21 protein-coding genes and 1 tRNA gene are annotated in these 23381 nt (G+C 32.4%); 20 read left to right on the forward strand and 2 right to left on the reverse strand.

The annotated features are described in order from the left end of the window. Positions 1 to 19 precede the first annotated feature (19 nt). The 3 genes from ACU68W_RS03865 to ACU68W_RS03875 all read left to right on the forward strand — a co-directional run bounded on the left by ACU68W_RS03865 (position 20) and on the right by ACU68W_RS03875 (position 2796). On the forward strand, positions 20 to 919 hold the full coding sequence (locus tag ACU68W_RS03865) for a LysR substrate-binding domain-containing protein (protein WP_446756144.1): 900 nt from the start codon (positions 20 to 22) through the stop codon (positions 917 to 919). Positions 920 to 1390: 471 nt separating this feature from the next. Continuing rightward, a complete protein-coding gene (locus ACU68W_RS03870) occupies positions 1391 to 2473 on the forward strand; it encodes a hypothetical protein (protein ID WP_094223294.1) in 1083 nt (360 codons plus the stop codon). 107 nt (positions 2474 to 2580) lie between these two features. Continuing rightward, positions 2581 to 2796, forward strand: coding sequence for a hypothetical protein (locus tag ACU68W_RS03875; protein ID WP_199797321.1), 216 nt, complete (start codon positions 2581 to 2583; stop codon positions 2794 to 2796). Positions 2797 to 3510: 714 nt separating this feature from the next. Here the strand turns inward: ACU68W_RS03875 and ACU68W_RS03880 are convergent. Both ACU68W_RS03880 and ACU68W_RS03885 read right to left on the reverse strand, forming a co-directional pair. Continuing rightward, positions 3511 to 4011: a hypothetical protein gene (locus ACU68W_RS03880; protein WP_227930573.1), complete on the reverse strand. Its 501-nt coding sequence runs from the start codon at positions 4009 to 4011 to the stop codon at positions 3511 to 3513. 89 nt (positions 4012 to 4100) lie between these two features. After that, on the reverse strand, positions 4101 to 5222 hold the full coding sequence (locus ACU68W_RS03885) for an FAD:protein FMN transferase (protein ID WP_094208399.1): 1122 nt from the start codon (positions 5220 to 5222) through the stop codon (positions 4101 to 4103). Between the two features lie 130 nt (positions 5223 to 5352). On the opposite strand from ACU68W_RS03885, the gene glmU reads away from it, so the two are divergent. From glmU to ACU68W_RS03970, 17 genes are all read left to right on the forward strand, one after another. After that, positions 5353 to 6717: a bifunctional UDP-N-acetylglucosamine diphosphorylase/glucosamine-1-phosphate N-acetyltransferase GlmU gene (glmU, locus tag ACU68W_RS03890; RefSeq protein WP_094208400.1), complete on the forward strand. Its 1365-nt coding sequence runs from the start codon at positions 5353 to 5355 to the stop codon at positions 6715 to 6717. 15 nt (positions 6718 to 6732) lie between these two features. Next, a complete protein-coding gene (pth, locus tag ACU68W_RS03895; protein WP_094205428.1) occupies positions 6733 to 7305 on the forward strand; it encodes an aminoacyl-tRNA hydrolase in 573 nt (190 codons plus the stop codon). After that, the gene (gene mfd, locus ACU68W_RS03900; RefSeq protein ID WP_446756145.1) at positions 7302 to 10808 is read left to right on the forward strand and encodes a transcription-repair coupling factor; all 3507 of its coding nucleotides are present in this window, start codon (positions 7302 to 7304) and stop codon (positions 10806 to 10808) included. The genes pth and mfd overlap by 4 nt, the downstream gene beginning before the upstream one ends. An 11-nt stretch (positions 10809 to 10819) precedes the next feature. After that, on the forward strand, positions 10820 to 11785 hold the full coding sequence (locus tag ACU68W_RS03905) for a peptidylprolyl isomerase (protein ID WP_094205430.1): 966 nt from the start codon (positions 10820 to 10822) through the stop codon (positions 11783 to 11785). 114 nt (positions 11786 to 11899) lie between these two features. Then, positions 11900 to 12190 (forward strand): HU family DNA-binding protein, encoded by a 291-nt coding sequence (locus tag ACU68W_RS03910; RefSeq protein WP_002835383.1) that lies wholly within the window; start codon positions 11900 to 11902, stop codon positions 12188 to 12190. Positions 12191 to 12257: 67 nt separating this feature from the next. After that, complete coding sequence (locus ACU68W_RS03915) at positions 12258 to 12752, forward strand: hypothetical protein (RefSeq protein ID WP_311437287.1); 495 nt, start codon at positions 12258 to 12260, stop codon at positions 12750 to 12752. Beyond that, positions 12752 to 13633 (forward strand): YitT family protein, encoded by an 882-nt coding sequence (locus ACU68W_RS03920; RefSeq protein ID WP_446756146.1) that lies wholly within the window; start codon positions 12752 to 12754, stop codon positions 13631 to 13633. The genes ACU68W_RS03915 and ACU68W_RS03920 overlap by 1 nt, the downstream gene beginning before the upstream one ends. Positions 13634 to 13659: 26 nt before the next feature. Continuing rightward, positions 13660 to 14859, forward strand: a complete 1200-nt coding sequence (locus ACU68W_RS03925; RefSeq protein WP_446756151.1) for a diphosphate--fructose-6-phosphate 1-phosphotransferase — start codon at positions 13660 to 13662, stop codon at positions 14857 to 14859. Between the two features lie 101 nt (positions 14860 to 14960). Further along, a tRNA-Lys gene (locus tag ACU68W_RS03930) sits at positions 14961 to 15036 on the forward strand. Between the two features lie 45 nt (positions 15037 to 15081). Next, complete coding sequence (locus tag ACU68W_RS03935) at positions 15082 to 15885, forward strand: metallophosphoesterase (protein WP_446756147.1); 804 nt, start codon at positions 15082 to 15084, stop codon at positions 15883 to 15885. 101 nt (positions 15886 to 15986) lie between these two features. Next, positions 15987 to 16271, forward strand: coding sequence for an isoleucyl-tRNA synthetase (locus tag ACU68W_RS03940; protein ID WP_278735596.1), 285 nt, complete (start codon positions 15987 to 15989; stop codon positions 16269 to 16271). Between the two features lie 10 nt (positions 16272 to 16281). Continuing rightward, positions 16282 to 18726 carry a hypothetical protein gene (locus tag ACU68W_RS03945; RefSeq protein ID WP_446756148.1) on the forward strand — a complete coding sequence of 815 codons (2445 nt, stop codon included), beginning with the start codon at positions 16282 to 16284 and terminating at the stop codon, positions 18724 to 18726. Next, positions 18726 to 19574 carry an ABC transporter ATP-binding protein gene (locus ACU68W_RS03950; protein WP_102164375.1) on the forward strand — a complete coding sequence of 283 codons (849 nt, stop codon included), beginning with the start codon at positions 18726 to 18728 and terminating at the stop codon, positions 19572 to 19574. Before ACU68W_RS03945 ends, ACU68W_RS03950 begins: the two co-directional genes overlap by 1 nt. A 131-nt stretch (positions 19575 to 19705) precedes the next feature. After that, positions 19706 to 20119: a 30S ribosomal protein S12 gene (gene rpsL, locus ACU68W_RS03955; RefSeq protein WP_002835374.1), complete on the forward strand. Its 414-nt coding sequence runs from the start codon at positions 19706 to 19708 to the stop codon at positions 20117 to 20119. A gap of 109 nt (positions 20120 to 20228) precedes the next feature. Continuing rightward, positions 20229 to 20699 (forward strand): 30S ribosomal protein S7, encoded by a 471-nt coding sequence (gene rpsG / locus ACU68W_RS03960; protein WP_002835373.1) that lies wholly within the window; start codon positions 20229 to 20231, stop codon positions 20697 to 20699. A 28-nt stretch (positions 20700 to 20727) separates the two neighbouring features. Beyond that, positions 20728 to 22815, forward strand: a complete 2088-nt coding sequence (gene fusA, locus ACU68W_RS03965) for an elongation factor G (RefSeq protein ID WP_446756149.1) — start codon at positions 20728 to 20730, stop codon at positions 22813 to 22815. A 13-nt stretch (positions 22816 to 22828) separates the two neighbouring features. Beyond that, positions 22829 to 23381 (forward strand): GTP-binding protein (locus tag ACU68W_RS03970; protein WP_446756150.1); only part of this gene is annotated, 553 nt, incomplete at its 3' end.

Below are 23381 nucleotides of genomic sequence, written 5' to 3' on the forward strand. Positions count from 1 at the left end.
AAAAATCAGAGGTGAAAAAATGGATATTAGCAAATTAGAATCTTTTTTAGTTTTGGCAGAATGTAAAAGCTTTACTAAAACGGCTGATCTTAGATATTTGTCTCAACCAGCAATAAGCAAACATATAGATAGTCTAGAACAAGAGTTAGGTGTATATTTGTTTGATAGAAATGGAAAAACTGTAAGCCTGACAATTCAAGGAGAATATTTTATAAAATATGCAGAAGCTATAGTAAGAACATATCAAAAATCTCAAGAACTTATTAAGCAAATTGAAGACCTAAACCAGGGAACTCTCTATTTTGGTTCAACAAATTTTATTGGAATTTATTTGATGCCTAAGTTTATTAAAATTTTTCAAGACAAATATCCAAATGTTAATATTAATATGACAGTAGGTTCATCAAAAGATTTGTTTAAAAAGCTAGAAAAAAATGAAATTGAATTTGTATTTTTGTCTCATTATGTAAAAATTGACACAAACAAATATATTTCCAAGCCTTTTTTTACAGATGAAATGGTGTTGGTGGTAAGTACCAAAAACAAACTGGCAGAAAAATCTACATGTAGTCTCTCAGACATAAAAGATCAAGTATTTATTACAAAATCACAAACATCTTCTCTATATAAATTTTTAGAATCTTGCGTTATTGATGTAAAATTTAAAAAAGAACTTATAATAGATAATCAAGAAGCAATAAAAAAAGCAGTTGTAGAAAATGCGGGAGTTTCTATTATGTCGAAAAAATCAGCTCAATTAGAAGAGGAAGCAGGGCTAATAAAGTGCATAAAAATCGTAGATTGTGATTTCAAAAGACAAATAAATCTAGTTTATAATAAAAATTTACAGATAACTCCAGCGGGCCAGGCTTTTTTTGATATTTTGGATATCAATAACAAGTTTGAATTTGGAAAATAAAAAAGGGGCTGTTGCAAAAGTCCCAGTATAGAAAAAAGAGGCTGTTGCAAAAGTCCCATAATAGAAAAAGACGAGGAAACATAAAAATCCTCGTCTTTTTTGATACAATGTATTTATGAAAACCACTAAAAATACATCATCATTAGCTGACTATACACTAGTTAATGATACAATTCAACTAAGATTAAACTTTAATACAGAATGCTATCTTGACAGTCAAGATATTTCTACTCTTTCTTCATAATTTAAATGTTTTACTTTTTCTATAATTATGATATAATTTACTAAAGTCATTGTTTCCTCCTATGTTTTTTGTTTTGATAAATTTATTATACATGAGAGGACAGCGACTTTTTTATATAGGATGTTTCATTTAATATTACAACACGCCTATAGAGAACATTTATAATAAATGTTTGAAAAAAATATTTGCTTATATAATATTATGCAGATGAATTATTAGGAGGAATTATGAAAAATAGAGAAGAAGTATTACAAGAAAAGATTGAAAGAAGAAATAGTAGACATGAAATAGGTAACAACATTTCATGGTCAGCAATATTTGCTGGTGCAGTGACATTTATCGCTGTAATGTTCTTACTAAGTTTTATAGGATCATCAATCGGATTTGCAACTTTAGACTTTCAGTCATCAAATCCATTTAATGGATTATTTACAGGTGTTGGCATTTGGACAGTAGTTCAATTATTAGTATCTTTATTTGCAGCAGGTTTTGTTGGAGGACTAGCAGCTAAAAGAGTTGGTTTATTGCATGGTTTCTTATCATGGGCATTATCAATGGCTTTAGTAGTTGTAATGTTATTCACAGCTGTTACAGCAACAGTTAAAACTGCAGCAAATGCAGCAGGATCAGTAGCTGGAGAAGCAGGTAGTTTAGCTGGTAAAGCAGCAACTACAGTTTCAGAAAATATATCATCATTAAGTTCAACAGCTTTTGAAAAAGTAGCTCAAGAAGTTGAAGGTGTTGATTCAAAAGAATTACAAGCTAATGTTGAAAAATACTTAAAAGATTCAGAAAATGAAAAATTAAGACCAGGATACTTACAATCACAAGTTGATGTATCAGTAGAAGAAATCAAACAAGCAGCAAAAGATATAGCCTTAAATCCTGAAAATGCAGAAAAAATTGCTAAGGATACAGCAGACAAAATAGGTGCAAGAGCAGAAGATATTGCAAATTCAGTAAAACAAGAAGATATAAAAAAATCAGTATCAAAAAATTCAGACCTATCAGAAGCTGAAGTTGAAGAAATATCAAACAACATTTATGACGGTTTACAAAAAACATATGCACAAGCAGAAAAAACATTTAACCAAGCATCTGAACAAGTTTCAAAAACAGTGGCACAAGCTAAAGATACAGCTGAAAAAACAGCAGAACAAGCTAAAGAAACAGGAAATGATGTAGCAAGCACATCAAGCAAGGCTTCATTATTAATCTTTGTTGGATTGTTATTAAGTGCTATTGCAGCAATGTTTGGTGGTTCATTAGGTTCAAGAGTATCTAATGAAAGATTTATAGAAGAAAACTAATAAAAAAATAATAAAAAATATAATTTGTTTATATCACTTAGCCTAGGCTAAGTGATTTTTTTTGGAGTTTATTAAATAAATCACTAAATTGAATATATTTTTTTATAATGGTAAAATATACCAATACTAAAGCAAATAGAAGTAAAGAATGTAGACAAAAGAAAATAAACTTCGTACATGGTCAAGGCAAAAGAAAACATCAACTTCAACGAGACTATGAACAACTAAAAGATTGGAAAAGCAAACTAAAAAGTTATCCAAACAAACTAGATAAAATAGTAGCAGATGGGGATACTAAAGCGAAGAAAACTATGTATAGCTAGCAGAAAATAGGCTGACATCATACATAAAACCATCAAACTATGAACAATTCAAAACACGAAAATATAAAAAGAACAAGAATTCTGAAAAAGTTTAGTCTATGATGAAACCCAAGACAAATACATATCAAATGAAGGCAAAGAATTCATAAGATGCAATAATAGGTATGGGAAAAGAAAAAATGGATATGTAACAACTAAAAAAGTATACAGGTGTTTTATCTGGAATAAAGATGGTCAAAAAACTAAAGGAATCTACATAGCAGAAATCTTCAAAAAATATAGGAAAGAATCATTAGAAAACATAATATCCGACCAAGGAATAGAAGAAAGACTAAATAGGTCTCTTCAAGCTGAGGGGCTTTTTCCAAAATAAAGTAAGGACTAAATTACAATAGATTCCACCATAGAGGAAAAGCAAATATAATAAGTGAAATATGCCTACACTCTATTGCGTTAAACCTAAATAAACTGACATCAAAAATAGAAAATAAGAATCTAGAAATCATAAAATACAAAGCTGCTTAAGAAAAAAATATTCATTATAGCTAGCTTTATTAAGTGAGCCCATTTTTATAGAGAACAGGATAAATTTATCTAGAAAATATTTTAAAAACAAAAAACACAATGGCTAAACTTAAATACTTGATAAAAAAATGCTGTTGCAGAGTAGAATCATCTATTCTGCAACAGCCCCTTAATTTAATTATTGAATTTTTAGAAAGCTTTGAATCTTTCTACTTTATCTTTGTCGATTCCATGTTTTTCGTTGTAAGTCATTTTTGTTGTACTAATCATGAATGGAACGCCATCGATTTTACGAGCTTCTAAGAAGTTTACAACTTTTGTGTAATCTCCTGAATTTTTTCCACCTTTTTTCATTATTTTCATAATTGAGTATGGGTGTTCTGGTTCTTTGATTGTGATTAGTGAAGAATTTGGTTTATCGAATGCTTTTTGAACGATATCTTCGAATTCTTCTGTGTCGATACCAGGAATTAAATAGTATTCAGCATCTTCGTCCATGCTTTCTAATCCTTTAACTTGAATTGATTTGAATTGTTTCTTAGCAATGCCCATCATAATAGCTAATAATTGTCTGATTCCTGTTGATCTATGTCCTGAAATAATAATATTTTCGTGGTTTTCAATTGCTTTTTCGATGAATTCTGCTTGTTGTTCATCTAAAAACTCTGAATCCACAAATCTTTTTATCATTGGGTGCATAAAAATCCTCCTTATGTTTGATTTAATAACAATAATATTCTATCACATATTCAATAAAATATCATACTATTTTATTGATTCTATTGTTCTAGTTCCATAATGTCTTTTAAGCCGTCAGTGTATTTGATGTCGTTGTTTTCTAATACCCAAAATGCTTCAACCCCATCGATAGAGTCCACCAATTTTCTACCTTCTTCGTAATTCATAACGAAAACTGTTGTAGATAGAAAATCTGCAAGTCCAGAATCTTTTGTGACGATTGTTACTGATTTAAAATGATCTGCTGGATTTAGTGTATCTGGATCAATTATGTGATGGTATTTTTTGTTGTTGTAAACGTAAAATCTTTGATAATCACCACTTGTAACCATAGATGTTGTTTCCGGTATTTTCAAGATTGCGACGTATTGTTTGTCTGGCTCTTCATTCAAATTAGGATTTTGGATTGCGACTACCCAGCTGTCTTTTCCTTTAATAATTGGTTTTCCGATTGTTCTGACATTTCCACCTGCTGAAATAATTCCCGATTTTAGTCCACGTTTTTCTACTTCTTGGGCTATTTTTTCTGTGGCATATCCTTTTGCAGTGGCTCCCAAGTCTAGTCTTGAATCTTTATCTTTCAAGAAAACTGTGCTGTTTTGCTCATCCAAAACGATGTTGTCGATACTTGTGTGAAGATTCTTTTCTTTTAAAACATCTGCTGAAGGAATTTCAATTTTTTTCTTTTCAATAGCATTGTCTCTGTACTCTTTCCACAAATCAGTTACAGAACCAAATGCGATGTTTGTTTTCTTATTGTATTTGGAATAATCTTCTACTGACCATTTGATTAAATCAAACAAATCCTTGTCGACTTTTACAGGTTTAACTCCTGCGTTATCGTTGATTGTCTTCGCATTATCTACGCCATCAAAATTTTCGTAAGTGCTGTATAGTTTGTGAAGTCTATCAAATTCATCGTTGATAAACTTGGAATACTCATTGAATTCTTTTTCAGATTTTGTATACAAACTATATCTTATTACTGTGTCAAATTTGTCATAAAGTGTGGCTTCGTGTTTCTCAAAATCTTTAGACGAAGATTCAGCATTTTCATTTACTTGTGGTGCTGGATCTTTTGGAACTGGTTTATTTTCACCTTTTTCTTGAGAACAGCCAACTAACATTGTTAATGTTAAAAATACTAATATAAATTTTTTCATATAATCACCACATACATTATATCAAATTTTGGAAAATAATTTGACATCTTTGACTTATTTTAACATTATATGCTTCAAAAATTCCTGTTTTATAGTATAATGGTAGTGATAATTTTTTAGGAGATGAATAATGAAGAAAGCTATTATACTTTCTGCCGGAGAAGGCACTAGAATGAAATCTCACAACTCAAAAGTTTTACACAAACTTTTGAACAAGACTATGATTGATTATGTCATGGATGCTTGTGATTTTGTGGATCAGAAAATAGTAGTCGGCGGAAATAATTACGATATTTTAAGAGAAAACTTAGATGAAAGTATTCATCTAGTAAAACAAAATATAGGAGAACAATATCCATATGGAACAGGGTATGCCGTTAAATTATGTTTAGATGAAATAAATGACGGCGATAAAGTTATTATTTTAACGGGAGATACTCCATTAATAAAGCAAGAAACGTTGAAGAAGTTTTTTGATTTCCATAAACAACAAAATTCAGTTGCAACAGTTCTTACAAGTGAAATCGACGATCCATTTGGATATGGAAGAATTGTAAAGGACGAAAAGGGTAATTTGCTCAAAATCGTAGAACAAAAAGATTGTAATGAACAACAACTTTTGATTAAAGAATTCAACAGCGGCATGATGATTGTGAATGGCGATGTGTTGAAGATGTCGATTGAAAAAATCGGTACAGATAATTCAAAAGGCGAGATGTATTTGACAGATATTTTCGAAATCATCAGAAATGATGGCAAAATTATCAAAACTTTTAAACATTCTGATGTAAACGAAACTTATGGAATAAATACAAAAGCCCAATTGTATTTCTGTGAAGAAATTTTAAAACAAAGAGTTAATGAAAAATACATGGAAGAAGGCGTTGTTATTTCAAATGCAGATTCTGTAATCATAGAACCATCTGTAAAAATTGGAAGGGACACTGTGATTATTGGACCTTGCAGGATTTACGGAAACACAGAAATAGGCAGTGATTGTTTGATTAAGGGCGATTGTGAAATCGTGGATTCCAAAATTGATGACAATGTTGTTATTAAATCATCATACATTGAAAATTCTGTTGTAGGAAAGAACACAGACATTGGACCTTTTGCTCATTTGAGACCAAACAGTGTTTTAAAAGAAAATGTTCATATTGGAAACTTTGTTGAAATCAAAAACTCAACTGTTGGCAACAAAACAAAAGCAGGTCACTTGGCTTATGTTGGAGATAGTGATTTGAAGGAAAATATCAACATCGGTTGTGGAGTAATTTTCGTGAATTACGATGGCAAGAACAAGCACAGATCTGTGGTTGAAGACAATGTGTTTGTCGGTTCTAATTCAAATGTGATTGCTCCTGTGACTTTGAAAAAGGACAGCTTCATTGCTTGTGGTACTACAATTACTGAGGATGTTGAAGAAGGTGCACTTTCAATTGGAAGAAGCCGCCAAGAAAATAAAAAAGATTGGGTTTATAATAAAAAAAGATAGAAATGGAATGATTATATGTATTTAATCGCAGGACTGGGTAATCCAGGAAGTAAGTACGAATACACAAGACACAATGCCGGATTTATGGTTATAGATGATTTGGCAAAAAAATTGAATATTAAGGTGAACAAATTAAAATTCAAATCGTTGATTGGTGAGGGATTTATTGGAAACGAAAAAGTGATTTTGATGAAACCTTCAACGTATATGAATGATTCTGGAAAAGCTATATTGGATTGTTTTAATTATTATAATTTGTCAGCAGAAAATCTCATTGTTATTTGCGATGATATTGATATTCCCTTCGGAACTATTAGGATAAAAAAGAAAGGCTCCGCAGGAACTCACAATGGGTTAAAATCCATTATATATCTTATTCAATCTCAAGATTTTGCAAGAATAAAGGTATCTGTCGGTCAAAATGACAACAATTACGATTTGAAGGATTTTGTGTTGTCACAATTTAGCAAGAAGGAATTTGAAGTTTTAAAAAAAGAAATCGACATGTCAAGTGAAGCTTGTATCAAAATAGTTGAAGAAAATGTCGATTATGCGATGAACAACTTCAATGGGAAAAGCTTGATATGAACTTTCTAACTAAAATTTACGAAGATAACACAGAATTTCAGGGATATTTAAATTCTTTATCATCAGATAATTCGTCTATTTACATTCACGGTGTCATTAAGGAAGCTTTTGCAAGTTTCGTGTATGCAACATCCAAAAACATAGACAAACCTCTTGTCGTAGTTGTAGAAGACAATATGAGAGCAAGAAATTTGACAGAATATCTGAATGATATAGAAGATAATATTTGCGAATTTTTTCCAAGCAGAGAACTTAACTTGTACAACGCAAGATCACTGGACGATAATGCAGAAGATCAAAGAGTAAATGTGTTGTTCAAATTATTAAACAACGAAAAATTCATCATAGTTACTACATTTGATGCTTTAACGAAGAAAATCACAAAAAAATCCGTTGCAAAAAAATACGCATTTACAATCAAAGATACTGATTTGATAAATTTGGAAGAACTTCAAGAAAAGTTGAGGGTGTTGAAGTACGAAAGAGTAGACACCATAGAATCCAAGGGACAATTTGCCATAAGAGGTGGAATTGTAGATATTTTTCCAGTACACAGCAGATTTCCTGTGAGAATTGAATTGTTCGATGACGAGATAGATTCTATGAGGTTTTTTGAAGTATCAACTCAAAGGTCAATTGAAGATTGCAAGTTCGTCGACATCATTAGTTGCAGCGAATTAATTATTGAAGAATCAAAGAAAGAATCCATTATCAATTCCATTCAAAAAAACTTAGATAAAAGAGTTAATCATCCGATTTTTGGAGAAAATATAGACAATGTCAAGGACAAATTCGAAAAGTTGATGGAATACATCAGGAGTGATTTGGAATACGAAATAGACTTGGTATCATGTTTTCTTACAAAAAAAGATTATGATACTGTGTTTGATTATTTTTTAGATGACAGCATAATGCTGATTGAAGATTTGTCCAGATGTTATGATATTTACAAGGAAAAAGAAAAGAGATTTTTGGAAGATTTCGTGTATTTAGTTGAAAAAGGAGAAGTTTTATCCAAGCACGAACAATCACTTATTCCAATTTCCGATATTTTAAAATTGATAAAATCAAAAAAATCTGTCAACATTACAAGTTTGGTCAAAAGAACTAGACTTATCGAATCAAATGCAATGTATCAGCTTAAGACATTGGAAGCGCCAAACTTTAACAAGAATATCGATAGCTTGGTTGAAAATATCAAATCCAACAGTTTAAGGGGATTCAAGCAAATCGTGTTTGCGGCAAATGTCGAACGAAAAAATATGCTCAAGGATTTGTTCTTAACTAATGGAATTCCAACTCTTGAAGCTGAAGATTATAATGCAAATATCAAATCGTCGCAGGTTTTGATTACTCAGAAGAATTTGCCAAATGGTTTTGAAATAAAAGATCCTAAGTATTTGATAATTACTTATAAGGAAATTTTCGGACGCGAAAAACAAATTCGAAAACGTAAGAAGAAAAAAAGTACTGGTCAAGATATTGTCAATTATTCTGATTTGAATATCGATGATTACGTGGTACACGAAAATCACGGGATTGGTCAGTACAAAGGAATTGAAAAAATCGATGTAAATGGAATACAAAAAGATTACATTGTAATTCAATATAAAGCAAATGACAGGCTGATGATTCCAACGGATCAGATGAATTTGGTCCCAAAATACATCGGCGGTGGCAACATCAAAAAGCCTTCATTAAATAAATTAAGTGGAAATGATTGGGCAAAGGCAAAGCAAAAAGCTAAGAAATCAGTCGATGAAATGGCAGATGATTTGGTTGAATTATATTCAAAAAGAGCCAAGTTAAAAGGATATCAGTTTTCTCAAGATACTGAATGGCAAAGAGAGTTTGAAGATTCATTCCCTTATGAAGAAACAGATTCTCAAGTAAGATCCATTGAAGAAATTAAAACCGATATGGAATCTGACAGACCAATGGATAGGTTATTGTGTGGGGATGTTGGCTATGGAAAAACAGAAGTTGCAATCAGAGCTTGTTTCAAGGCGATTATGGACGGAAAACAAGTAGCATTTTTGGTTCCGACGACTATTTTGGCACAGCAACATTTTAATACAATCAAAGAAAGATTCAGAGATTATCCGATTAGAGTTGAAATGATGAGTAGATTCGTCTCTCCAGCACGTCAAAAACAAATAATGAAGGATGTGCAAAGAGGCCTTGTAGATTTATTGGTGGGGACTCATAGAATTTTGTCGAAGAATTTGAAATTCAAAGATTTGGGATTATTAGTAATTGATGAAGAGCAAAGATTTGGTGTGAGACACAAAGAAAAATTAAAATCTATGAGAGAAAACGTAGATGTGCTTACACTGTCAGCAACTCCAATTCCTAGAACTTTACAGATGGGTTTGACGGGAATTAGGGATATGAGTTTATTGGAAGAACCACCAGAAGACAGAACTCCGATATCAACTTATGTTACAGAGTACAATCCTAGTTTGATAAGAGATGCAATAATCAGAGAACTTGACCGCGGTGGACAGATATATTTTGTGTATAATAGAATAGAAGATATTGATCAGATGGAATTTAAATTGAAAGAATTGGTTCCTGAATTAAACATAGCGATAGCTCATGGTAGAATGAATGAAAAAGAGCTAGAAAATGTAATGCTCGACTTCCAGGATGGAATTTATGATTTACTATTGTGCACAACTATTATAGAAACAGGACTTGATATACAAAATGTCAACACAATGATAATTTATAATGCAGATAAGATGGGCTTGTCGCAATTGTATCAATTAAAGGGACGTATTGGACGATCTGATAGAACTTCGTTTGCTTATTTCACATATGAAGGGCAAAAATCATTGACCGAAATTTCCGAAAAACGACTTATGGCAATAAAAGACTTTACAGAATTTGGATCTGGTTTTAAAATCGCAATGAGGGATTTGGAACTCAGAGGAGCTGGAAATCTTTTGGGAAAAAGCCAACACGGTCACATCGCAAAAATCGGTTATGATTTGTATGTGAAGCTTTTGGAACAAGCTGTCAGAGAAGCCAAGGGAGAGACTATTTCTGAAAATAAGAATACAGTCACAATCGAAATCAAAGTCAACGGATACATTCCTGAAGATTACATTTCTGAGAATGAAACAAAGATTGATATCTACAAAAAAATCGCATCTATACAAGATGAAGATGATTATTCTGAAATAATTGATGAATTAATCGACAGGTTTGGAGATGTTCCTAAGCCTATCGTTAATATAATGGATGTATCTATAATTAAGGCGTTTTGTGCTAGATTATCCATTGAAAGTATAAAAGAAATAAAGGGAGAACTTTTCTTGCAATTTTCTTCTCCTGACAAAATTTCATTAGAAAAATTAAAATACTTGACAGAAAATTACAAGAAAGAAATGAGATTTGATTTGTCAGAAAAACCTAAAATCATTTTGGGATTTGAAGACAAAAATTTAAGAGATCCTATCGAAGTATTATCGATACTTTTGAAGGATAATGAGAAATAATTGGAGGAAAAATGAAGAAATTTTTAGCAATTGTATTAGCTGTGATGATGGTAATGGTAACAGGATGTTCTAAAAAACCAGACGGAGCAGTGGCAAAGATTGGCAAAGAATACATCTACCAAAAAGATGTGGACAAGGTAATGGAAGATTACAAACAATATTATGGACAAGATATTTTCAACCCTAACACTGAACAAGGTAAGGAAGCTTTGAAGCAAATCCAACCTAAAATCATTGATATGCTAATTAACGAAAAAATCGCAAACAAATTAATGAAGGATAAAAAAATTGAAGTGTCTGATAAGGAAATTCAAGCTGAAGTTGACAAGCTTCAAAAACAATTGGGTGGAGCAGACAAATTCAAAGAACAACTTAAAAAAGAAAATATGACAGAGCAAGCTTTGAAAGAACAAATCAAAAAACAATTGAAAAACAAAAAACTTTCTCAACAATTTGAAAAAGACTTCAAACCATCTGACAAAGAAATCAAAGACGAATTTGACAAAAATTTAGACACTTATACTCAATATAATGCAGATCATATTCTTTTCTCAGGTAAGGATGACAAGGGTAAAAACTTGGACGACGCTAAGCTTAAAGCAAAATCAGAATTAGCAAACAAAACTTACGAAGAAGTAAAAGATGGTAAGAACTTCAATGAAGTTGCCAAAGCAAAATCAGAAGATCCATCAGCTAAGCAAAATTCTGGTAAATTAGGTGATTTCTTATCATCTACAATGGTAAAAGAATTTTCTGATGCATTGAAGAAAATGAAACCAGGTGAAGTTTCAAAACCTGTTAAGACAGAATTTGGATATCACATCATCAAACTTAACAGTAAAGTTACTGAATTAGATAAGATGACTGATGCAAATAAACAAAATGTTAAGACAGCAATTTCCAACAAAATTATCCAAGAAAAAGTTCAAAAAGAATTTGAAAAACAAAAAAAGGATATGGGCGTAAAAATTTACTAATTTTTAATAAAAAAACGCTGTTTTTTCAGTCAAAACACTTGAAATAAAAAAAATATTACTGTATACTGTATTTAAAATAGGTTTTAACTATTTTGAAAATTTAAGGAGGAAAAGATGAATAAATCTGAATTATTAACTAGCATAGCTAAAAAAAGTGAGCTATCAAAAGTTGAAAGCGAAAGAGCTTTAAACGCATTCATTAAAACTGTTGAAGAAACATTAGCAAAAGGTGAAAAAGTACAATTAGTAGGATTTGGTACATTTGAATCAAGAGAAAGAAAAGCTCGTGAAGGAAGAAACCCAAGAAATCCTGAAGAAAAAATTCAAATTCCTGCATCAAATGCGCCTGTATTTAAAGCTGGTAAATCTTTAAAAGAAGCAGTTAACAAGAAAAAGAGTAAATAGTTTATAAATCAGGCCTATGGCCTGATTTTTTATTATTAAACTTTTAATTATCAAAGAAAGATTGATTATGATTTACGATTTTTATATTAACAAAGACATAAAGGATAGATTTAGAATTTTATCGGATGATAAGCTTATTTATTCTGGATACAAGGAAGGAAATAGTACCTCGTTTTTTGATGCATTCATTGGATCAAGCTTTGACAAGGGGTCAAACTTTGTGTTTTACGATCAAAACGAAGATGTCGTGATGAAGGTTGAGCGTATTTTTTATGATAATAACAAAAAATACGTAATAAATTCCAAGGATGTCAATTTTACATTAGAGTCTGACATGTCTAACACTATTAAATACGACAACGACAAAGTAATTGATATTTCTGATTTTAAACATATCAATGTACTAGATTTTGGCAATATAGAATTAAACAAGAAAGGTTTCAGCATCTACGAAAAGTTTACATTGGATGTAAAGGATGAAAACTACACATTCGTTGTCATTGCTGTGGCTTTGTTTATATGGGATGTATATATTAAAGAAAGATTAGGATTTATAAAATAATGAGTAAAACGGATTTTTTTGTAAAAAATTTTGGTAATAGACATGAAGCTAAGAAGAAAATCATTTCTATTTTCTTGGCTAACCTATTGGCTGCCGTTGCAATTAACTTTTTCTTCAGTCAAAAGAACTTTCTAAGTGGTGGCTCTACTGGTATTGGATTGTTGGTTCAATATATGACTGGAATTCCTACAGGAGTTACAGTGTTCTTGCTTAATATTCCAATTATGATTATTGGATACAAGTATTTAACTAGACAATTTGTAAATTACGCAGCGATTTCTACCATTGTGTTGTCAGTGTATTTGACATTGTTTCACTATCTTCCAAATCCATTTATCTTAAAAGATGATATGCTTGTAGCTGTGGTTGGTGGAGCGATAAATGGTACGTCGATGGGTACGCTTTTTAGATTTGGTACATGCAGTGGTGGTTTGGATATCATAGCTGCTATTATGAAAAACGAAAAAGATATTTCAATAGGAAATGTACTCATGGCTTGTAATGCAGTAATCATAGCTATAGGTAGTGCGTTGTATGGTATTGATAAGGGATTTTATACTATTATTTCGATGTTTGTAGCTTACAGAGTTTTGGATAAAATCGAATTGGGAATAGGTGAAACTAAACAAGTTTTCGTTATTACTTCCAAAAACGAGGAAGTTGCAAATATTATTATGCAAGATATGAACCGTGGTGTTACTTTCCTACACGGAGAAGGTGCTTATTTGAATAACGACCAAGATATAATATTCTGCGTTTTAAAGAGAGCACAAGTTGCTTATTTGAAGAAGAAATTGAAAAAGATTGACCCTCGTGCATTTATTACGGTAAATGACGCATACGAAGTATTGGGTAAAGGATTTGAAAGAGAAGAATATTAAGGAGTGGTATTATCAAAAACTTATTAATAGCACAATCAGGTGGACCGACATGTGCCATCAATGCAACATTGGCTGGTTGTTATAAAAAAGCAATTGAGCTAGGATTTGACAATGTGTACGGAGCTTTATACGGTGTTCAAGGATTGTTAGATTCCAAAATCATAGACATGAAAGCACAAATCAAAACAGATGAAGATTTGAACAGATTAAAAATCACTCCAGCAAGTGCATTGGGATCTTGCAGATACAAAGTAGATAGCGAAGAAAAACTTGCAAAAATCGTGGAAATTTTGAAATCATTTAACATCAATTATTTTATCTACATTGGTGGCAATGATTCAATGGATACAGTGTATCAATTATCCAGATACATCGAAAAAATTGGAGAAGACATTCATGTAATGGGCTCTCCGAAAACAATCGACAATGATTTGTTTGGAACAGATCATACTCCGGGGTTTGGTTCTGCAGCGAAGTTTGTAGCAAATTCTGTCTATGAAATAGCTAAAGATGTCGAAATCTACGATTACAGAACTATAACTATCGTTGAAATTATGGGACGATACGCCGGCTGGCTTACAGCAGCAGGTGCAATTTCTAAGAAACTTTGCAATCTTGGAGCAGATCTTGTGTATATAAGTGAAGACACATTTGAATTTGATAACCTAGTCAAAGAAATCAATGAGAACTTCAAAAGAACGGATAACATTTTGATTTTGGTAAGTGAAGGTATTAAAGATTCTTCCAATAACTTCATATCCATAACATCTGGCAAGAAAGACAAGTTCGGCCATGCACAATTGCAAGGACCATCTCACATAATCAGAGATAAATTAAAAGAAATTTACGATATGCCAATTAGAAGTATTGAACTGAACATACTTCAACGATGTGATATGTCATTCGCATCCAAGACAGACATTGAAGAATCATTTGAAGTTGGAGAATTTTCTGTAGAATGTGTAGAAAATCATTCAGGTAAAATGGTTGGAATCAAAAGAATTTCCAACAAACCTTACAAGACAGAATTCGAACTTGTCGATATAGAAAAAGTTGCCAACAAAACCAAAATGATAATTCCAAAATACACAGACAGCCATTTTCAAATCGACGACGAATTTATGGACTACATTCTTCCTTTAATCGAAGGAGAAATCGACGTAGAATACAAAAATGGAATAGCACAATACTTTGCATTCGACAAAGAAGATATTGTGAAATTGTAAAATCAAGAGCAGAGTTGGTAATAATTCTGCTCTTTTTTTAAAAAATTGTAAAAAACACTTTACAAAGTTTTCTTATTGTGCTATCATAGAAAGGTAGTCGTGGTTCATTAGCTCAGATGGTAGAGCACCTGACTTTTAATCAGGGTGTCCCGGGTTCGAGTCCCGGATGAGCCACCAATAGCCGAGCTTTTGTAGCTCGGTTTTTTTAATTTGAGGTGAAAAATGTATTTAATTATATCCGCATTGATATTATCATTTTTATTAATATCAATATCGTACAAAATCAACATAGTACAATACGAAATAAAATCTAAAAAAATTAACCGTGATATGGACATATTATTCTTATCGGATCTTCATTCGTGCGATTATGGAATAAATCAAAAGAAATTAATGGATAAAATAAAATCCGTCGATTGTGATGTCATTTTGTTGGGTGGAGACATTGTAGATGACAAATTAAAACCCAAAAAAGCATTTGAATTGCTGGAACAATTGCAACAACTAGGCAAAAAGATATACTATGTTCATGGAAATCACGAAAAAAGAATAGAAAACCTGGTAGAAATAGATGAGACAATCAAAAATTATAATGTGCAAATTCTCAATAATGAAGAAGTGTTCTTATCAAACAACATTAAACTTATCGGAGTGGACGATTCATCTGGAGAAATATTGGAAAACTATGAAAACAAATTAGATAATTTAGATGAAAAATTAAATTCAGAAAATTTTAATATATGTTTGATTCACAAACCAGATTATTATTTCAAGAAAAATCTGAAAAATTTTGATTTGATGATATCGGGTCACACTCACGGTGGACAATGGAGACTTCCTTTTATATTAAATGGAGTTATATCTCCGGGACAAGGTTTGTTTCCAAAATACGCAGGAGGAATGTACAACGACGATTATACACTTATAGTGTCACGTGGACTTGCCAAGGAAAAGACGGTCGTTCCAAGGATATTTAATCGACCAGAAATTAATTTAATAAAATTAACAAAAATCAACAATAGTTAAGAAAAGTATACAATGCTTGGGAAGCTATTGTTTTTTTTTTTAGTGTACTAAAATATAATTAAAGGTAAATAAAATATTACTTGACAACGAAAGGAGACAATATGAAATACTCAATGAAAAAGCTAATTGCAACAATCGCAGTAGTATTTGTTGTAATAGCTGGACTTAATGCTAGTCTTGTAAATAAATCAGAAACGATTTCGAGTTCAGGAATAGAAGTCGATGACGATTTTAAGTACATTTCGCTATCACATGAAAATGTAGGCGGAGAAATAGAGTATGAAAAATCTGGCTACAAGGGAGTACTGAAAAAATCAATACGTCCAGACTATGAAGAAGAGGGTAGATTGCATTACAGATACTCTGGGAATTTAAAGAAACAATAAGGAGACAAAAATGTTTACTTACAAACTAAAAAAATTATACAGATACAAGATGATTCCATTTTTGATTCTATTTTCTATAATTATGGGTGTGGTTTCTTTTTTTCTACATTTTAAGACAACCAACCATGCATTTGATTTTCTTACTTCAAGTCATATGTCCATTTCTAATGGCATTAGTTGGGATGAGGTCGTCATAAAAAAAACTAATTGGAAGAAAATAACACCGGAAGAACCAGATAAGGAGAGCTACGAAAACCACAAGCAATACCTGATTGAAGGGAAAAATATACTACAAAACTTGATGAAAGCTCATGGTATTGACGAAAACTACAAGTATAACAAGTCTAGTTATAATGAAAAGGATATCATAAAGTACACTAATGAATTGGATGCTCTGAATAATAAGTACAATACAGACGAGAACATAGATAATCCTAAGGAGCTCAGGAGAGCTGTACTGAATGGAGAAGGCTACATGAATTTCTTGAAAGAGAGAAACTCAGTTGAAGATAGATTGATTGACGAGAATGACAATCACAGTTTCAGCAAAGTGATATTTGATGAAGCTGGTGTGATTTTTGGAGCTGTGCCAATAATTCTACTAGGTTTTGTGATGATTTTCACAATGAGAGAAGATGATATAACCAGCGTAACATCGAATTCCAAAACAAAGGATGTGGCAAATAATTTTGGTATTATTATGTGTATGATATTGATGTATATTTTCATTTCCTTACTTACATTATTAGTGGCATCCTTACTAACTGGAAATGGCGTTGGCGATTTAACATATCACTACGATTCAACATTTGTTATTAGGACTGTTCAGGACAGGGGTGATTCGATACACGAATACTCATACGTTATGAGAACGCCTTTGTCCACATTTTTAAAGAGTGTATTTCCTTTTGCGTTAATAACTATGTCGTTTGGATTTGCGTTTTCTTTTGTTGATAAACTTATACAAAACACCAAAGTAAAATATTTTACTTTGGTTTTAATAATGAGTATGCTATTGGTTGATTTTAATTTCTTCAATCATGCATACAATCCTCTAAGCTTGTTTAAGTCGTTTTCGTTAAAACCTGTGATGTCTACAGTGGTTATGCTTTTGATAACAGCTATAGGCACGATTTTTTTGAACAGAAGAAAAGAATTCACATCACATGATACATACAAAGACCGAAATGTATTCAACTTAAAAGGTTCCATGAAAAACTGTGTAGTATCATTTAATGGGTTTTTGATATTATTTGTCGTGTGTGCTATTTTGGTTGGAAATATCTGTTTACAAAACAATTGGCACAATTTTAATTCAACTCAAATTAAAAACTATAACGATCTTAATTCTAACTTAGAATATTTGGTTTATAGGGATATTGATGAGATTAAGGCAAAATACGGCAATAGCAAAAGGGCAAAGGAAATGATAGATTCTCATTCAGGTGCTTTGGGATTTTACGAAAATGAGAACAAATACTTCGAAGCTTACGAAAATAGATACAAGACTCCCCAAAAGTTCAATAATGTGAATAAGGAAAGGGTAACTGAATTTAATGGTTTTGATTTTCAAGGAACAGGTAGTGAAACAACAGGAATGGTGGATGTATTCAACGATTTTGCACTTGAAGGAGCATTCTTCAAACAAAAATACATGATAACCAATAACATTAGGCCAACTGACAAATATTATATTCCGGAATTAGGAATTGATTATAATCCTTTTGATGTGGATAGTTTCAATGGAACTTTGCCTAAAATCAATTACTACATTACTCATGGAATATCAGAGAGAACTAATGCTTTTGCGATGTTACACGATTACTTCTATCTTAAATTAAATGTAGTGTTGATTGTGTTTGCACTATTGTTGTTCACATCTACTATTATAAAATCCAATAAGCATCTTGAACTTAAATCGGTACTTCCTGTAAGCAGAACAAAATCGTACAAATCTAAGATTATAGAAAGCGTAATATACGCGATTGGTATAAACATCGTTGCAGCATTGATATTATTCTTAGCTGGTGGTATTATGGGTGGATTTGGAGACAGTGATTTTCCGATTATTAACTATATTGTGGACGGTGGAATTATTTACTCAAATGTTGGTCCATTTCTGGTGTATATACTAGAATCTTTTACAATAACTGTGTTGTTTACGATATTTATCAGTATGTTTGTAAATTCTATGTATACTGCTACTAACAAGCTATTTACGATATTAATATCCATAATTGCGTTTATTGTTCCATTCACTGCATTAAAGTACATGGGAGTAATCGGATCATTTATTCCATTTAACTATGTGGATTCGGGATTTGTATCTACGGGATTTTTGTCGGCGTTGATAAGACATAATTCTTATACTATGGTGATGGCTGTTGTAGTTCTTGTGATTAGCTCAATATTGTTTTATGTATTGGGCAGAGTTTCATTTGGCAGGAGGAAATAATGTTAGAAGTAGTAAATATTGAAAAAAGTTACGGAAAGAAAAAGATACTTCACGATATATCTTTTAGTATTGAAAAAGGACAAATCAAAGCTTTGGTAGGACCGAATGGCTCTGGTAAGACTACTTTGATGAATACTATGACCAATCTTCTCAAAAGAGATGGCGGACAAGTTTTGGTAGACGGCAAAGAGTTTAAGGATGAGAAGATTTTTAATCATATTTCTTTTTTCAAAGATGAGAAAATCTTGGATGAAAACTTGTACGGCATGGATTATTTAAACTATATCAAAAATGTCTATAAAAGAACCAAGGATGATGTGGATAGGGTTATCAAAGAAATAGGAATTGAAAGTTTTGTAAAAAGCAAGACTGGTTCGTATTCATTAGGTATGAAAAAGAAGTTGATGCTTGCGATGGATTTCTTGCCACAAAGAGATATTATATTGCTTGATGAACCACTTTCTGGTCTTGATCCAACTAGTGTTATAAAGATGATGGCTCTTATAAAGAAGAAAGCAAAAGATGGACAGGGAATTTTAATATCCAGTCACTCTTTAAATGATATCGATGAAATCACCAATAATATTTTGTTTTTAAAAGACGGGAAAATTTTGGAAGAAGTTTTGGAAAATGAAAAATTTATTGAGATTATTTCAAGCGATAACGAAAAATTATCATCAGTTTTGAAATCCAAGGGTTTTAATATGGATAAAAATATGATAAGCTTAAACAACAATAGTATTAATGATATTTTGTCTATTATTATAGAAAATAATATTGAGATTTTGGATATCAAAAGACGTTCGAAAACTTCTCAAGAACGATACAAAGAAATTTTCGGAATTTAAAATAAAAATATGCAAAAAACTAAGAATTTGTTTGACATATCATAATGTTAATGATAGAATATACAAGGATAAATAAGAATATCTTGTATATTCTTTTTTTATGCATAAAATAATTTCAGGAGGTGGAAAATTTGCCAACAATTAATCAATTAGTAAGACAAGGAAGAAAATCTAAAACTTACAAGTCTGATTCACCAGCTTTGAGTCGTAACTTCAACAGCATCAAAAAAAGCTATACAGAAGCTAACTCACCTCAAAAAAGAGGCGTATGTACTTCAGTAAGAACTATGACTCCTAAAAAGCCTAACTCAGCACTTCGTAAGGTAGCCAGAGTTCGTTTAACTAATGGTATGGAAGTTTTATCTTACATTCCAGGTATCGGACACAACCTACAAGAACACAGTGTTGTATTAATCAGAGGTGGTAGAGTAAAGGACTTACCAGGGGTAAGATACCACATTGTCAGAGGTGCTTTGGATACTGCAGCTGTTCAAAACAGAATGCAAGGTCGTTCAAAGTACGGTGCTAAGAAACCAAAGAAATAAAACAAAAACAAAAGGTATTAGTGTGAATAAAAGATTTTAATATACATTTATAGCACAGCGATGTAATTCGAGTACCTGAGAAATACTAAATAGTAAGGAGGGAAGCGAAGTGCCAAGAAAAGGACATGTTCAAAAAAGAGAGGTAATGCCAGATCCAGTTTACGATGATAAGACAGTTACTAAGCTTATCAACAACATTATGTTAGACGGAAAAAAAGGTACTGCCCAAAAAATTGTTTATGGTGCTTTTGATATTATCAAAGAAACTACAGGAGAAGACGCTCTTGAAGTATTCTACAAAGCAATGAACAATATAATGCCTATCTTAGAAGTTAAGACTAGAAGAATAGGTGGAGCTAACTACCAAGTTCCTATCGAAGTTAGACCAGAAAGAAGACAAACTTTAGGTTTGAGATGGTTAACAACTTATACAAGAGCTCGTGGTGAAAAAACTATGGTTGAAAAGTTAGCTAAAGAAATCATGGATGCAGCTAATAACACTGGTGCATCAGTTAAGAAGAGAGAAGACGTACACAAGATGGCTGAAGCTAATAAGGCTTTTGCACATTATAGATACTAATCTATCGGAAAGTAAGTAAGGAGAAAAAATGGCTAGACAAGTTTCATTAAAAGATACAAGAAACATTGGTATAATGGCCCATATTGATGCCGGTAAAACTACAGTTACTGAACGTATTTTATACTATTCAGGTAAAATCCATAAAATTGGGGACACTCACGACGGTGCCGCTCAAATGGACTGGATGGTTCAAGAACAAGAAAGAGGTATTACAATTACTTCTGCAGCAACAACTTGTTTCTGGAAAGGTAACAGAATCAATATCATTGATACACCGGGTCACGTTGACTTCACAGTTGAAGTAGAAAGATCTCTTAGAGTTCTTGACGGTTCAGTTGCTTTATTCGATGCGAAAAGCGGTGTAGAACCACAATCAGAAACTGTTTGGAGACAAGCTGATAAATATGGCGTACCAAGAATTTGCTTCATCAACAAAATGGATGCAACAGGCGCTGACTATTTCATGTCTGTTGATACTATTAGAGAAAGATTGAGAGCAAATGCTGTACCTATCGAAATTCCTATCGGAGCTGAAGATAAATTCGAAGGTGTAGTTGATCTTATTACAATGAAAGCTAATATCTACAAAAACGAACTAGGAACAGAATTCACTGTTGAAGATATTCCAAGTGACTTAGTAGAAGTAGCTGAAAAATATAGAGCAGAATTATTAGAAAACATAGCAGAACACGATGAAGAGTTAATGGAAAAATACCTTGAAGGTGAAGAATTAACTGAAGAAGAAATCAAAAGAGCTATCAGAACTGCAACAATTGCTAACGCAATGAACCCAGTACTTTGTGGTTCTGCATATAAGAACAAAGGTGTTCAACCATTATTGGACGCAATAGTTGATTATATGCCAGCACCAACTGATGTACCAGATATCGAAGGTGTGGATCCTCAAACTGATGAGCCAACTACAAGAAAATCATCAGATGAAGAACCATTCGCAGCATTAGCATTCAAAATCGCAACAGACCCATACGTTGGTAAACTTGCATTCACAAGAATTTACTCAGGAACTGTTGAATCAGGAAGCTATGTTTACAACTCAACAAAAGGTAAGAGAGAAAGAATTGGTCGTATCTTACTGATGCACGCTAACAAGCGTGAAGAAATTGATAAAGCATACGCTGGAGACATCGTAGCTATTATTGGATTAAAAGATACAACAACAGGGGACACTTTATGTGATATGGATAGCGAAGTTATCCTTGAAAATATGGAATTCCCAGATCCAGTAATTTCTGTAGCAATTGAACCTAAAACAAAAGCAAGTCAAGAAAAAATGGGTATTGCTCTTGCAAAACTTGCAGAAGAAGACCCAACATTTAGAACATATACGGACGAAGAAACTGGCGATACTATAATCTCTGGTATGGGTGAACTTCACCTTGAAATTACCGTTGATAGACTTTTACGTGAATTCAAAGTAGAAGCTAATATTGGTAACCCACAAGTTGCTTACAGAGAATCAATCACTCAAGCAGCTGAAGCTCAAGGAAAATATGTTAAACAATCAGGTGGTCGTGGACAATACGGTGATTGTACTCTTAGAGTTGAACCGATTGACAACCCTGAAGAAGCAAATGGTATCGAATTTGTTAACGCAATTGTCGGTGGTGCTATTCCAAAAGAATACATTCCATCAGTTCAAGCAGGTGCTGAAGAAGCAGCCCAAACTGGTATCTTAGGTGGATATCCAATGCTTGACATGAAGATTACTCTTTTAGATGGTTCTTACCACGATGTCGACTCATCAGAAATGGCATACAAAATTGCCGGTTCTATGGGCTTCAGAGCAGCAGTTGCTAAAGCAAAACCAATCTTATTAGAACCAGCTATGAAAGTTGAAATCACAACTCCAGATGAATATTTGGGAGATGTAATGGGAGACGTTTCATCAAGAAGAGGTAAGATTGACGGTATGAATCCTAAAAATGGTGTACACGTATTAGATGCGTTTATTCCATTGGCAGAAATGTTTGGATATGCAACAGACTTAAGATCAAAAACTCAAGGTCGTGCAACATATTCAATGCAATTCGATCATTATGAACAAGTTCCTAACTCAATATCAGAAGAAGTTATAGGAAAAAAGAATAATAAATAGGAGGCTTATATAAATGAGTAAAGCTAAATTTGAAAGAACAAAACCACATGTTAACATTGGTACAATAGGTCACGTTGACCACGGTAAAACAACATTAACAGCAGCAATCACACTTGTATTAAACAAGAGAATGGGATCAGGAGAATTCATAGACTACGCTAACATCGACAAAGCACCAGAAGAAAGAGAAAGAGGAATCACAATCAACACTTCTCACGTAGAATATGAAACAGAAAAAAGACACTACGCACACGTAGACTGTCCAGGTCACGCTGACTACGTTAAAAACATGATCACAGGAGCAGCACAAATGGACGGAGCAATCCTAGTAGTAAGTGCAGCAGACGGTCCAATGCCACAAACAAGAGAACACATCTTGTTAGCAAGACAAGTAGGCGTACCAAAAATCGCAGTATTCTTAAACAAAGAAGACCAAGTTGACGATCCAGAACTAATCGAATTAGTTGAAATGGAAGTACGTGAATTATTAAACGAATACGAATACGAAGGAGACGACACACCAATCGTAGTAGGATCAGCATTAAAAGCATTAGAAGATCCAGACG

The organism is Finegoldia sp. P2-F-LR, from assembly GCF_052932265.1.

Excerpts from the sequence above, each read along its gene's own strand:
- ACU68W_RS03950 (WP_102164375.1), top strand. The coding sequence starts at position 18,726 with ATGTTAGAAGTAGTAAATATTGAAAAAAGTTACGGAAAGAAAAAGATA.
- glmU (WP_094208400.1), top strand. The coding sequence starts at position 5,353 with ATGAAGAAAGCTATTATACTTTCTGCCGGAGAAGGCACTAGAATGAAA.
- ACU68W_RS03910 (WP_002835383.1), top strand. The coding sequence starts at position 11,900 with ATGAATAAATCTGAATTATTAACTAGCATAGCTAAAAAAAGTGAGCTA.
- pth (WP_094205428.1), top strand. The coding sequence starts at position 6,733 with ATGTATTTAATCGCAGGACTGGGTAATCCAGGAAGTAAGTACGAATAC.
- ACU68W_RS03870 (WP_094223294.1), top strand. The coding sequence starts at position 1,391 with ATGAAAAATAGAGAAGAAGTATTACAAGAAAAGATTGAAAGAAGAAAT.
- ACU68W_RS03940 (WP_278735596.1), top strand. The coding sequence starts at position 15,987 with ATGAAATACTCAATGAAAAAGCTAATTGCAACAATCGCAGTAGTATTT.
- fusA (WP_446756149.1), top strand. The coding sequence starts at position 20,728 with ATGGCTAGACAAGTTTCATTAAAAGATACAAGAAACATTGGTATAATG.
- ACU68W_RS03885 (WP_094208399.1), bottom strand. The coding sequence starts at position 5,222 with ATGAAAAAATTTATATTAGTATTTTTAACATTAACAATGTTAGTTGGC.
- ACU68W_RS03905 (WP_094205430.1), top strand. The coding sequence starts at position 10,820 with ATGAAGAAATTTTTAGCAATTGTATTAGCTGTGATGATGGTAATGGTA.
- ACU68W_RS03880 (WP_227930573.1), bottom strand. The coding sequence starts at position 4,011 with ATGATAAAAAGATTTGTGGATTCAGAGTTTTTAGATGAACAACAAGCA.
- ACU68W_RS03935 (WP_446756147.1), top strand. The coding sequence starts at position 15,082 with ATGTATTTAATTATATCCGCATTGATATTATCATTTTTATTAATATCA.
- ACU68W_RS03875 (WP_199797321.1), top strand. The coding sequence starts at position 2,581 with ATGGTAAAATATACCAATACTAAAGCAAATAGAAGTAAAGAATGTAGA.
- ACU68W_RS03920 (WP_446756146.1), top strand. The coding sequence starts at position 12,752 with ATGAGTAAAACGGATTTTTTTGTAAAAAATTTTGGTAATAGACATGAA.
- mfd (WP_446756145.1), top strand. The coding sequence starts at position 7,302 with ATGAACTTTCTAACTAAAATTTACGAAGATAACACAGAATTTCAGGGA.
- ACU68W_RS03945 (WP_446756148.1), top strand. The coding sequence starts at position 16,282 with ATGTTTACTTACAAACTAAAAAAATTATACAGATACAAGATGATTCCA.
- ACU68W_RS03865 (WP_446756144.1), top strand. The coding sequence starts at position 20 with ATGGATATTAGCAAATTAGAATCTTTTTTAGTTTTGGCAGAATGTAAA.
- ACU68W_RS03915 (WP_311437287.1), top strand. The coding sequence starts at position 12,258 with ATGATTTACGATTTTTATATTAACAAAGACATAAAGGATAGATTTAGA.